The 12,840-nt window shown below is 63.4% G+C and carries 11 protein-coding genes and 1 tRNA gene; 8 read left to right on the top strand and 4 right to left on the bottom strand.

The annotated features are described in order from the left end of the window. Positions 1–60: 60 nt before the first annotated feature. Positions 61–1,362, bottom strand: a complete 1,302-nt coding sequence (locus tag HD842_RS08495) for a dicarboxylate/amino acid:cation symporter (RefSeq protein WP_183553095.1) — start codon at positions 1,360–1,362, stop codon at positions 61–63. Positions 1,363–1,525: 163 nt separating this feature from the next. Beyond that, a complete protein-coding gene (locus HD842_RS08490; RefSeq protein ID WP_183553094.1) occupies positions 1,526–2,320 on the bottom strand; it encodes a 3-hydroxybutyrate dehydrogenase in 795 nt (264 codons plus the stop codon). Between the two features lie 137 nt (positions 2,321–2,457). On the opposite strand from HD842_RS08490, the gene HD842_RS08485 reads away from it, so the two are divergent. The 6 genes from HD842_RS08485 to HD842_RS08460 all read left to right on the top strand — a co-directional run bounded on the left by HD842_RS08485 (position 2,458) and on the right by HD842_RS08460 (position 8,467). Continuing rightward, positions 2,458–3,345, top strand: a complete 888-nt coding sequence (locus HD842_RS08485) for an alpha/beta fold hydrolase (RefSeq protein WP_183553093.1) — start codon at positions 2,458–2,460, stop codon at positions 3,343–3,345. A 41-nt stretch (positions 3,346–3,386) separates the two neighbouring features. Then, entirely contained in the window at positions 3,387–3,737 is a 351-nt protein-coding gene (locus HD842_RS08480) for a RidA family protein (RefSeq protein ID WP_183553092.1), read from the top strand. 4 nt (positions 3,738–3,741) lie between these two features. Continuing rightward, entirely contained in the window at positions 3,742–5,982 is a 2,241-nt protein-coding gene (locus HD842_RS08475) for a RelA/SpoT family protein (protein ID WP_183553091.1), read from the top strand. An 84-nt stretch (positions 5,983–6,066) separates the two neighbouring features. After that, complete coding sequence (locus HD842_RS08470; protein WP_183553090.1) at positions 6,067–6,873, top strand: MlaE family ABC transporter permease; 807 nt, start codon at positions 6,067–6,069, stop codon at positions 6,871–6,873. A gap of 20 nt (positions 6,874–6,893) precedes the next feature. Next, the gene (locus HD842_RS08465; RefSeq protein ID WP_183553089.1) at positions 6,894–7,841 is read left to right on the top strand and encodes an MlaD family protein; all 948 of its coding nucleotides are present in this window, start codon (positions 6,894–6,896) and stop codon (positions 7,839–7,841) included. Beyond that, complete coding sequence (locus tag HD842_RS08460; RefSeq protein ID WP_183553087.1) at positions 7,838–8,467, top strand: hypothetical protein; 630 nt, start codon at positions 7,838–7,840, stop codon at positions 8,465–8,467. The genes HD842_RS08465 and HD842_RS08460 overlap by 4 nt, the downstream gene beginning before the upstream one ends. A gap of 11 nt (positions 8,468–8,478) precedes the next feature. Here the strand turns inward: HD842_RS08460 and HD842_RS08455 are convergent, their stop codons facing one another. After that, positions 8,479–9,408, bottom strand: coding sequence for an NAD(P)/FAD-dependent oxidoreductase (locus tag HD842_RS08455; protein WP_183553085.1), 930 nt, complete (start codon positions 9,406–9,408; stop codon positions 8,479–8,481). Positions 9,409–9,515: 107 nt separating this feature from the next. Next, a complete protein-coding gene (locus tag HD842_RS08450) occupies positions 9,516–10,439 on the bottom strand; it encodes a cation diffusion facilitator family transporter (protein WP_183553083.1) in 924 nt (307 codons plus the stop codon). A gap of 134 nt (positions 10,440–10,573) precedes the next feature. Between HD842_RS08450 and HD842_RS08445 the strand changes: the two genes are divergently transcribed. Both HD842_RS08445 and thrS read left to right on the top strand, forming a co-directional pair. Next, positions 10,574–10,650, top strand: a tRNA-Val gene (locus HD842_RS08445). Positions 10,651–10,857: 207 nt separating this feature from the next. Continuing rightward, on the top strand, positions 10,858–12,768 hold the full coding sequence (thrS, locus tag HD842_RS08440) for a threonine--tRNA ligase (protein ID WP_183553081.1): 1,911 nt from the start codon (positions 10,858–10,860) through the stop codon (positions 12,766–12,768). Positions 12,769–12,840 lie beyond the last annotated feature (72 nt).

Raw genomic sequence — 12,840 nt, 5'->3', positions numbered from 1 at the left:
ACGCCAAAAAAAACCGCACCCCGAAGGATGCGGCTTTCATGGACGGGCAAGGGCAGACGATTACGCCGCTTCGCGCACGGCCTTCATCGTGGTCTGGTCTTCGACGATCACGCGGTTATGCAGGACATCGTCCATGCGCTTGACGTCGAGTTCGTTTTCCCATTTCGACACGACAACCGTGGCCACACCGTTACCGATGAAGTTGGTCAGCGCGCGCGCTTCGCTCATGAAGCGGTCGATACCCAGGATCAGCGCCATGCCGGCCACCGGGATCGTCGGCACCACGGCCAGCGTCGCGGCCAGCGTGATGAAGCCGGCGCCGGTGATGCCCGATGCGCCTTTCGAGGTCAGCATCGCCACCAGCAGGATGGTCAGTTCCTGGGTCAGCGTCAGGTCGGTGTTGGTTGCTTGCGCCACGAACAGGGCGGCCATCGTCATGTAGATGTTGGTGCCGTCCAGGTTGAACGAGTAACCGGTTGGGACGACCAGGCCGACGACCGGCTTGGCGCAGCCCAGGCTTTCCAGCTTGCGCATCAGGCTTGGCAGGGCGCTTTCCGACGACGACGTGCCCAGCACGATCAGCAGTTCTTCCTTGATGTAGCGGATGAACTTGAAGATCGAGAAGCCGGTGAAGCGGGCGATTGCGCCCAGCACGATGAAGATGAACAGGGCGCAGGTCAGGTAGAACGAGCCCATCAGCTTGGCCAGCGGCAGCAGCGACGCGATGCCGTACTTGCCGATCGTGAACGCCATCGCACCGAACGCGCCCAGCGGAGCGACCTTCATGATGATATTGACGATGCCGAAGATCACGTGCGAGATGTCATCGATGAACTTGGTCACCGGACGGCCGCGCTCGCCCATCATCGACAGCGCGAAACCGAACAGGATTGCGACCAGCAGCACTTGCAGGATGTTACCCGTAGCAAACGCATCCACGAACGTCGTCGGGATGATGTGCATGATGAACTCGGTCGTGGTCTGGGCATGCGCATTGGTCGTGTATTGCGCAATCGCGCTCGAATCGAGCGTGGCCGGATCGACGTTGAAGCCGGCGCCCGGTTTGGCGACGTTGGCCACGACCAGGCCGATGGCCAGGGCGAAGGTCGAGACGACTTCGAAGTACAGCAGTGCCTTGCCGCCGACGCGGCCGATCTTCTTCATGTCCTGCATGCCGGCGATACCGGCAACAACGGTACAGAAGATCACGGGGGCGATGATCATCTTGATCAGTTTGATGAAGCCGTCTCCCAATGGCTTCATCGCGGTGCCTACCTCTGGGTAAAATACGCCCAGCAACACGCCAAGAACAATGGCAAACAATACCTGGACGTACAGGATTTTATAAAACGGCTTCTTCATGGCAACTCTTCAACGAGGTTGGTAGTGATGCCATGGTGGCGCATTCAGCCGGTGCGGGCTATTGTGGAAATCCGCATGCTGCACCGCAGCAGTGCGGCGTGGAAATTTTCGCACCCGGAGTGTGCGTGGCCGGGCATCAAGCCCGGCCGCAAGGGGAGAATTGTTACTGAGCGGCCCAGCCGCCGTCCATATTCCAGGCCACGCCGCGCACCTGGTTTGCCGCCGGACTGCAGAAGAACACGGCCAGCGCGCCCAGTTCGTCGGGCGTGACGAATTCGCCGGACGGCTGCTTCTCGAGCAGCAGCGCCTTGCGCGCGGCGTCGTTGTCGATGCCTTCGCGCGCGGCGCGGTCGTCGACCTGTTTCTGGACCAGTGGCGTGAGCACGAAGCCGGGGCAGATCGCATTGCAGGTCACGCCCGTTTGCGCCGTTTCCAGCGCGGTGACCTTGGTCAGGCCGACCAGCCCGTGCTTGGCCGCGACATATGCCGACTTCTGGCTCGAACCCACCAGGCCATGGACCGAGGCCAGGTTGATGATGCGGCCCCAGTTCTTTTGCTTCATGCCAGGCAAGGCCAGGCGCGTCGTGTGGAATGCCGAGCTCAGGTTGATGGCGATGATCGCGTCCCAGCGTTCGGTCGGAAAATCCTCCAGCGCGGCGACGTGCTGGATGCCGGCATTGTTGACCAGGATGTCGACGCCGCCGAACTTGTCGCTGGCATACTGCATCAGCGCGGCGATCTCGTCGGGCTTGGACATGTCGGCATTGTGGTACGCCGTCTGCACACCGAATTCGGCGCCGATATCGGTGTAGAGCTTTTCGATTTGCTGCGCGTCGCCGAAGCCGTTGAACACGATATTGGCCCCTTGTTCGGCCAGCGAGCGTGCGATGCCCAGGCCGATGCCCGAGGTCGATCCGGTGACGAGAGCGGTTTTACCGTTTAGCATGGTCGATGTCATTGTGTCCTCATGGGTAAATGCCCGTTGGCGAGCGTATGGGGGGAACTCCCTCAGAATTGGTAGAATTCTAACCGTAACGCCTTCCGCGTGCGAAAGCCGCCAGGCGCCTTTCATACTTTTCTTATTCCGGAGTCGCGATGTCCGAGCCCAGATTCAAGAGCGTCCAGTGCATGTCGCCTGCCGGGTTGCACCGCGTCGCCTACAAGGAATGGGGCGCGGCGGACAATCCGAAGGTGCTCGTGTGCGTGCACGGCGTAACCCGCGTCGGGGATGATTTTGACGATATGGCGCAGGCGCTGTGCGATACGTGGCGTGTCGTGTGCCCCGATATCGTCGGGCGTGGACGCTCCGACCGGCTGCGCGATTCGGCCGGCTACCAGGTCTCGCAGTACGTGGCCGACATGGTCACGCTGATCGCCCGCGTGACTGCCGATTCTGACAATGAAGACGTCGCCTGGTTCGGCACCTCGATGGGCGGCCTGATCGGCATGACACTGGCCGCGATGGAAAATTCGCCGATCTCGCGGCTCGTGATCAACGATATCGGCCCGGCATTGGGCGGCGAGGCGTTGCAGCGCATCGGCGAGTATATCGGCCAGGACGTGCGCTTTCCGAGTTTTGCGGCCGGCGCCGACTACATCAAGGCCGTCTCGGCGCCATTCGGGCCGCACGCCGACGCCGAGTGGCACAAGCTGGCCAGCGATGTCCTGCGCCAGGATGCCGACGGCCAGTGGCGCCGCCACTACGACCTGAACCTGGCGCAGCCGTTTCGCAGCATGACGGTGGAACGCGCGGCTGAGGACGAAGCCGCGCTGTGGGCGGCCTGGGATGCGATCACGTGCCCGACGCTGCTGGTGCGTGGCGGACAGTCCGATCTGCTCTCGCGCGCCACGGCGCAGCAGATGACGACGCGCGGGCCGCGGGCGCGCCTGGTAGAAATCCCCGGCGTCGGCCATGCGCCGACGTTCGTGCACGCCGACCAGATCGAGATCGCCCGCACATTTTTAACCGGCACGGGATCATGACGATCCGGCCTGAAACAACCACCATCGAACAGAAAGAGACCATGGAAATCAAACGACTGCATGTAGGCAAACGACTGTCCGAAGTCGCGATCCACAACGAGACCGTGTACCTGGCCGGCCAGATCGCCGAAGACACTACCCAGGGCATCGATGGCCAGATGCGCGAAGTGCTGGGCCACGTCGACCGTTTGCTGGGCGAAGCCGGCAGCGACAAATCGTGCATCCTGTCCTGCAATATCTTCATCTCGGACATGGACAACTTCCCCGGCATGAACGATGTCTGGGACGAGTGGGTCGCCCAGGGCCACACGCCGCCGCGCGCCACCGTCGAAGCCAAGCTGGCCAACCCGGCCTGCCTGGTCGAGGTGTGCGTCATCGCCGCACTGCGCTGAGCGCATGGTCTCCACCGCACTGTTAGGAGATACCAAGACTGGCCTGGTACAGGGGCTGAGCCCTGAGGACTGCGTGCGCGTGCACGCTGCGCTCGACTACGCGTTCGGCGCCTACGGTACGCGCCTGGCCGGCTCGGGCCAGAGCGCGTTCGAATTCTCGCTCGGCGCTGCCGGCACGCTCGCGTATCTGAATACCGATGCCGAAACCCGCATCGCCGGCCTGGTGTTCGAGCTGGCGCTGATGGACCCGGCCGTGTTCACCGACCTCGAGGAACGCTTCGGCGCCGGCGTCGTCGCGCTCGTGCAGGGCGTGCATCAGCTGATCCGCCTGCGCGACCTGACCGCGGGCGGCGCGCCCGTGGGCAGTGGCAAGAACGCCGCGCAGCAGGCCGCAGCGCAAAACGAGACGCTGCGCAAGATGCTGCTGGCGATGGCCACCGACATGCGCGTGGTGCTGATGCGCCTTGCCTCGTGCGCGGCCACGCTGCGCCACTTCGCCGAACACAAACGGTTTGACGACGTCACGCGCGCCTACGGGCGCGAGGTGCTCGACTTCTATGCGCCGCTGGCCAACCGGCTCGGCATCTGGCAACTGAAGTGGGAACTCGAAGACCTGGCATTTCGCTTCATCGAGCCCGATACCTACAAGCGCATCGCCAAGATGCTCGAAGAAAAGCGCATGTCGCGCGAGAGCTTTGTCGCCTCGTCGATCGAGCGCCTGCAACGCGAGCTGGCGTCGGCCTCGATTCCGGCCGATGTGTCGGGCCGGCCGAAGCACATCTACAGCATCTGGAGCAAGATGCGCGGCAAGGAGCTCGATTTCACAGAGCTGTATGACGTGCGCGCGTTTCGCGTGATCGTCCCCGACATCAAGACCTGCTACACGGTGCTGGGCGTGATCCACAATATCTGGACGCCGGTGCCGAAAGAGTTCGACGACTATATCTCGCGCCCGAAACCCAACGGCTACCGCTCGCTGCACACGGTGGTCATGGCCGAAGACGGCCGGCCGCTCGAAGTGCAGATCCGCACGCAGGAGATGCACAACTTTGCCGAATACGGCATCGCAGCGCACTGGCGCTACAAAGAAGAAGGGGGCTCGAACTTCAAGAGCCAGCAATACGACGAAAAGATCGCCTGGCTGCGCCAGCTGCTGGCCTGGAAAACCGACGTGTCCGATGCAGTGTCGGGCCAGGAAGAACTGCAGCGCGAATGGGTCGAAAAGCTCAAGGCCACGACGCTGGACGACCGCATCTTCGTGCTGACGCCGCAGGCGCGGGTGCTCGAACTGCCGGTGGGCGCCACGCCGATCGACTTCGCGTACCACCTGCACAGCGATGTCGGCCACCGCTGCCGCGGCGCGCGCATCGACGGCGTGATGGTGCCACTCAATACGCAACTGAAAAACGGCCAGACCTGCGAAATCATCACGGCCAAGGGCTCCAGCGGCAATCAGGGCCCGTCGCGCGACTGGCTCAGTCCCGGCTACGCGGTCAGCAGCCGCACGCGCTCGAAGATCCGCGCCTGGTTTCATGCGCTGGACCAGGCCGAAACGCTGGCCCATGGCCGGGCGCTCGTCGAAAAGTCGCTCCAGCGCGAAGGCAAGACGGCCGTCAACCTGGAGCTGCTCGCGCAGAAGCTGGGCTTTGCCAAGGTGGACGAACTGTTCATCGAAGTGGGCAAGGACAAGTTCAGCCTGCGCCACGTGGAAGCAGCGCTGCACGATGGCGACGAACCGGCGCCCGTTGAGGAACCGAAGTTCGACAACAAGAGCCGCGCTTCGAGTGTGGAGCAGGGCGCCAAGTCGGGCGTGCTGGTGCTGGGCACCGAGGGGCTGATGACGCTCTTGGCCAAGTGCTGCAAGCCGGCCCCGCCCGATCCGATCATCGGCTTCGTCACGCGCGGCAAGGGCGTGTCGATCCACCGGCTGACGTGCAAGAACTTCTCGGAGATGCAGGCCAAGTCGCCGGAGCGCGTCATCCAGACCGAATGGGGTTCAGCGGGCAACGAAACCGTGTATCCGGTCGACCTGTTCATCCTGGCGCAGGACCGGCAAGGGCTGCTGCGCGATATCTCCGAGGTCTTCTCGCGCGAGAAGATCAATGTGATCGGGGTGAACACGCAAAGCGCCAAGGGCCAGGCGCGCATGATCTTCACGGCCGAAATCGGGTCGACGGCGCAGGCGCAGAAGGCGCTGGCAGCGATCATGGAAGTAGGCGGCGTGATGGAGGCGAAGCGGCAGTAGCGTCATGCCCGGTGTGCGGGGAGGTGACGTAATCATTTGTCACCGACCCGCGCAGCCTGCCGCAACCGCAGTATCATTCAGCCCATGCCGCGCTCGCTTCCTTCCACCGCCCATCCCGAACTCTGGTTCGCGCACGCCAAACGCTACCTGCGCAGCTGGTGGTACATGATCCATCTGGGCGCAATCGCCATCGTGCTCGCGTTCTCGCCGTCGACCTGGCAGCGCGAGCGCTTCCACGCCACCGCGCGCCACATCCACGCCAGCACCTGGCAGGTGCTGCCCTGGTTCACGCTGGCCGCGTGCCTGGTGAGCCTCGTCATCATCCGCATCGTGCTGGTCACGGCCAAGAGCTATGGCTTGTCGGGCTTTGCGCTCGAGATGGTGGTACGGGTGCTGGTACTCGAACTGATCCCGCTGTGCGCGGCGCTGTTCGTCGCGCTGCGCGCCAGCATGGCGTTCGACGCGTCGGCCCTCGGCCTTGCACGCCGCGCACTGCCTGCGCGCGGTGCCAGCGACGACGCGCTGCGGCGCATGCGCAGCGACCTGGTGCCCCAGTTGTTCGCCAATGCCGTGGCGGTGCTGACGCTGGCGCTGGTCACCTCCATCGTCGTGCTGCTGCTGGCCTATCTGAACGTGTACGGTGTCTCGCCGTGGGGTCTGGGCGACTATACCCGCACGGTGGGGCGCGTGTTCGCACCAACCGTCACGGCCGGCTTCGTGCTCAAGACGGTGCTGTTCGGCCTGGCCGTGGCGCTGATCCCGACGGCGGCCATCCTCGAATTGCAGCGCTATCCGCGCCGGCTTGTCTCGACCGTGCAGCCGGGCGCACTGCGCCTGCTGTTCGTGCTGATCGTGATCGAAGCGGCCTCGCTTGCACTGAAATACATCTGATTGACAGGACCAAGACTTACATGACGGACCAGATTCCCGATACCGCGCTGCCCGACGAACCGAAGCACGTCGAAACCAAGGCCGTGATCCTCCTCGTTTTTCTGGGGCTGATGATTTGCGGCTTCGTGTTCTACGTGATGTACGCGCGCGGCGTGTTCGAGCCGACCCAGCGCCTCACGCTCGTGGCCGACGATTCGACCGGCGTCATTCCCGGCATGGACATGACGTTTGCCGGCTTTCCGATCGGGCGCGTGCGCCAGGTGGAGCTGGCCGATACCGGCAAGGTGAATATCCTGGTCGACGTCCAGAGCAAGGACGCCAAGTGGTTGCGCGCCTCGAGCGTGTTCACGCTGGAGTCGAGCATCGTCGGTGAAACGCGCCTGCGTGCTTACACGGGCGTGCTGACCGATGCGCCGCTGCCGGCGGGCTCGACCCGCACCGTGCTGCGCGGCGACGCCACCGCGGAGATTCCGCGCATCGTCGCCACGGCGCGCGGGCTGCTGGAAAACCTGGAAACGATGACGTCATCGGGCTCGGACGTGAACACCAGCCTATCGAACCTGTCGGCCGTGACGGGCCGCATGTCGGGGCGTTACGGCGTGCTCGGCGGCGCGCTGGGTGGCGATGAAGAAGCGAAGAAGCTGATGGAGGCGCTCGACCGCGTGAATCTGATCCTGGCCAAGGCCGACCAGCGCGTGTTCGGCCAGGCCGGCGTGATGGACGATGCTCAGACGGCCGTGCGCCAGCTTGACGTCGTGCTCAAGGACGCGAGCGCCACGCTCAAGAAAGTCGACGCGGTGCTGGTCGAAGCGCAGGCCGTCGGGGCCAACACGCGCGAAGCGACCGAAGACCTGAGCGCGCTGCGTGGCGACGTCGACGCGAGCCTGCGCAAGGTGAATCGCCTCGTCGAGGAAATTAACCGCAAGTGGCCGTTCGCGCGCACCAATCCGGAGATCAAGCTGCCATGAAGTGCATTCCATTGTTGATCGCTGCAATGCTGGCCGGCTGCGCGAGCAAGCCGTTGCCGCCCGACTGGCAGGCGAACGCCAAGGGCGCGCTCGACGCGTCCGTTGACGATTACCTGAAAGGCCACACGGCCGCATCGAATGCCGAGTTTCGCGAAGCGCGCGCCGAGACCACTGCCACCGGGCGCGCTGACCATGTAGCGCAGGTCGAGCTGGTGCGCTGCGCGGCGCAGGTGGCCAGTCTCGTGTTCGAGGAGTGTCCGGGTTATGCAGCGCTGGCAAGTGACGCCACGCCAGCGCAGCGTGCCTACGCTGCTTATTTGGCGGGACAGTGGGATGGTCTGGAGGTGGCGCTGCTGCCCGAGCAGCATCGGGCTGTAGTTAATGGCGGTACGCTGGAGAGCATCGCCGATCCCCTGGCGCGGCTGGTAGCGGCTGGCGCGCAGTTCAAGGCGAGCCGCATCACGCCAGCGGGAATCGCGCTGGCCGTTGATACGGCGTCGACCCAGGGCTGGCGCCGGCCGCTGCTGGCGTGGCTGGGTGTGCAGGCGCAGCGCGCGGAGGCGGCGGGCGACACGGCGGCGCAGGCAGCGATCGAGCGGCGCCGCAAGCTGGCCGGCGGCCGGTAACGCTTAACCCGTCAGCGCAGGGCCCACGGCAGCGTGTTATGGATCGTCGTTGCGGCAATGGCGGCTTGACCGGTCGCTACCGTGATCTGGTTCAGCCCGCGCGTGACGTCACCAATCGCATACAGCCCGGGCACGGCCGTGCGGCAATGGTCATCCACCGCCAGCGTATCGCATTCGACCGTTTCGGCGCCCAGATTGGCCGCCAGGCCGGAGCGCGCATTTTCGCCCAGCATCGGGTAGAACACATCGCATTCGTAAGATTCCCCGTCGCGCGTGTGCAGCACGGGTTTCAGGTCGTCGGTCAGCGTAACGCCGGCCAGCGGTGACGCGATGTGCTGCACATTCGCCGCCTGCAGCTGCGCATGTTGGTCGGCGTCGACCACCGACTCGTCGGCCCGCTCGAACAGCAGCACATCGCGGCTGAAGCTGCGCATGAAGAGTGCGTGGCCGACCGGATTGACTTCGGCCGTGGCCACGGCAATGCGCTTGTCGATCACGTCGTAGCCGTCGCATACGGGGCACAGGCGCACCGCGCCGCTGGCCACCGCTTCGTCCCAGCGCTCGACCGGCATGCCGACGTCCGCCACGCCCGTGGCCAGCAGCACCGTGTAGGCGCGCATTTCGGTGACGTTACCCTCCGGGCTCGTGCAGTCGGCGATGAACAGGCCGTCGTCGATGCGCAGGTTGCTGATTTCGCCGGGAATCACGTGGCCGCCGTACTTGCCCAGCTGGCAGCGCAGCTGGTCGAGCAACAGCTTGCCATTGATCCCGTCCGGAAAGCCAGGGTAGTTGTGCGAGACGGGAATCCAGGCCAGGCGGCTGTTGCCCTTGTCGACCAGTGCGACATTTCGGGTAAAGCGGCGCAGGTAAATGGCAGCGGTCAGGCCACCCGGCCCGCCGCCGATGATGAGAGTGTCGAATACGTTCGGTGTAAGGTCCATACGTGCATTATGTCGCCGATTGCCGAACCGGGCTATCGGCGCACGTGCTCGCATCTAGTGGGCCTGTGCTTACACGAACAGTGGCAAGTCGATGTTGACCGCTGGTTTCACAGTGATTTGCCGCCGGCCGCTTCGGGTTGCAGCGTCACGTGATCGATGCCATGGCGCGCGCGCAGCATCGCGCGTACGGCTTCCAGCACGGCGGGCCATTGTTCCAGGCTGCGGATCTCGATGTGGCCGATCAGCGCCGGATGGCCGGGCGACATGTCCCAGACGTGCATGTCGTGCACGGCCAGTACGCCGTCGACGGCGGCCATGTCGGCGCCCACCTGCACGAAGTCGATCGCGTGCGGCACGGCTTCCATCAGAAAGTGATACGACTCGCGCAGGATGCCGCTGGTCGAGCGGAGGATCAGCAGGGCGACGAAGATCGACAGGATCGGGTCAGCGCGCAGCCAGCCGGTGTAATAGATGATGGCGCCGGACGCGATCGCGGCCAGCGAGCCGAGCAGGTCGCCCATCACATTGACGAGCGCGGCGCGCGTGTTGATGCTGTCGTTGTTGCGCGACAGGATCCACGCGACGAGCAGATTGATCGAGGCGCCCAGCGCGGCCACCACCAGGACGATGCCGCCCTTGACGGGCTCCGGATGGATCAGGCGCTGAATGGCTTCCCAGCCAATCCAGCCTACCAGGGCCAGCATCACCAGGCAGTTGACGAACGCGGCCAGGGCTTCGGCGCGTACAAAGCCGAACGAGTGGCGCGCCGAGGGCGGGCGCTTGGCGATCATCTGTGCGAGCAGGGCCAGGCCGAGGGCGGCGGCGTCGGTGACCATATGGCCGGCGTCCGAGATCAGGGCCAGCGAGTTCGACACGAAGCCGGTGATCACCTCGATCAGCGCAAACAGCAGCGTCAGGCCCATCGCGAACGCCAGCGCCTTCTGGCTGCGCGCTTCGATGGAGTGGGAGTGGCGTGCGTCACCGTCGAGGTGAGCATGCAGGTGGGAAGGGTCGTGCGGCTTGTACGTCATCGCCAATGCATTCAGTATGGGGCAGGATCAGCAGTGTAAATCATCTGGTGTATCCGCAGCATGACGGCCTGGTCAGCAATAAATTTGGTGCGAGGGTTGCGGTTCCTGAATCAGGTCCCTATAATGGCGGCATCGGGCGGTTAGTTCAGCTGGTTAGAATACTTGGTCGACATCCAAGGGGTCGCAGATTCGAATTCTGCACCGCCCACCAGAATATCAGTAAGAGCGAGAAAGGCATCAACGGTTATGACACCGCGAACTACAACCAGGTTGTGGGGGAATCGCTAGGCGCGGTGTGGTGTTCTTTTGCTCGACACAAAGAAGAAAACGCGGCTAGCCCGCGTTTTTTTTCGTCCAGATTTTACTATCCTTGATTCTTGTTATTTAACGGCGCGCGGCGCCACGATTGGAGTACAGCATGTTGAACGTCCGACTTCCCGATGGTTCCAGCCGCCAGTTTGACGGTCCCGTGACGGTGGCGCAGGTAGCGCAGAGCATTGCCCCGAGCCTGGGCAAGGCGGCGCTCGCCGGCAAGGTCAACGGCAAAGTGGTCGACACGTCGTTCCTGATCGATGCCGACGCCGATCTCGCGATCGTCACCGACCGTGATCCTGAAGGCCTGGACGTCATCCGTCACTCGACCGCCCACCTGCTCGCGCACGCGGTCAAGGAACTGTTCCCTGAAGCGCAGGTGACGATCGGTCCGGTCATTGAAAACGGCTTCTATTACGACTTCTCGTACAAGCGCCCGTTCACCCCGGACGACCTGACCGCCATCGAAAAGAAGATGACCGAGCTGGCCAAGAAGGACGAGCCGGTCACCCGCAAGGTGTTGCCGCGTGACGAAGCCGTCGATTACTTCAAGTCGATCGGCGAGCACTACAAGGCAGAAATCATTGCCTCGATCCCGGCAAACGAGGATGTCTCGCTGTACACCGAAGGCAGCTTCACCGACCTGTGCCGCGGCCCGCACGTGCCATCGTCCGGCAAGCTGAAAGTCTTCAAGCTGATGAAGCTGGCGGGCGCCTACTGGCGCGGCGACTCCAAGAACGAAATGCTGCAGCGCGTGTATGGCACCGCCTGGACCAAGAAGGAAGACCAGGAGCAGTACCTGCACATGCTCGAAGAAGCCGAAAAGCGCGATCACCGCAAACTCGGCAAGTCGCTGGACCTGTTCCACTTCCAGGAGGAAGCGCCGGGCCTTGTGTTCTGGCACCCGAAGGGCTGGACCATCTGGCAGCAGGTCGAGCAGTATATGCGCCACAAGTACCAGGTCGCCGGCTACAGCGAAGTCAAGGCGCCGCAGATTCTCGATCGCACGCTGTGGGAAAAGACCGGTCACTGGGAAAACTACCGCGACAATATGTTCACGACCGAGTCGGAGAACCGCTCGTACGCATTGAAGCCGATGAATTGCCCGGGCCACGTGCAGATCTACAATTCGGGCATGCGCTCGTACCGCGACCTGCCGCTGCGCTTTGGCGAATTCGGCCAGTGCCACCGCAACGAGCCGTCCGGCGCGCTGCACGGCCTGATGCGCGTGCGCGGCTTTACCCAGGATGACGGCCACATCTTCTGTACCGAAGAGCAGGTCGAACGCGAAGTCACGTCGTTCCACGCCCAGGCGATGGCCGTGTATGACGACTTCGGTTTTGCCAATATCGACGTCAAGCTTGCGCTGCGTCCTGACAGCCGCATCGGTTCGGACGAGGTCTGGGACCAGGCCGAAGAATCGCTGCGCTCGGCGCTGCGTGCCTGCGGCGTGACCTGGACCGAATTGCCGGGCGAGGGCGCGTTCTATGGTCCGAAGATCGAGTACCACCTGAAGGATAGCCTCGGCCGTCCATGGCAGGTCGGCACCGTGCAGGTCGACTTCTCGATGCCGGGCCGTCTGGGTTCCGAGTATGTTGCAGAAGACAACACTCGCCGCGTGCCGGTGATGCTGCACCGTGCGATCGTCGGTTCGATGGAACGTTTCATCGGTATCCTGATCGAAAACTACGCCGGCGCGCTGCCGCTGTGGTTGGCGCCGGTGCAAGTGGCGGTGCTGAACATCTCGGATGCGCAGGGCGATTACGTGAAAGAAGTCGAGGCCAAGCTGCGCGCGGCAGGCCTGCGTGTTCACGCTGATTTGCGCAATGAGAAGATCACCTATAAAATACGTGAACATTCCGTCCAAAAACTGCCGTACATCCTCGTTGTTGGGGATAAAGAAAAAGACGCGAATACCGTGGCTGTGCGAGCCCGAGGCAATGTCGATCTGGGCGTAATGTCCGTCGATGCACTCGTGGAACGTCTGGTAGGCGAAGTCGCCGCCAAGACCAAGTAATCCCGGCCAAATTTTAATACGTTCAAAGGAAACAACATAGCTACTGACAAGAATAATCGCATCAATGGCGAG

Origin of the sequence: Massilia aurea (assembly GCF_014200505.1) — a bacterium.
Taxonomy (GTDB): domain Bacteria; phylum Pseudomonadota; class Gammaproteobacteria; order Burkholderiales; family Burkholderiaceae_D; genus Telluria; species Telluria aurea_B.
This window is presented reverse-complemented; position numbering and strand designations above follow the sequence as displayed.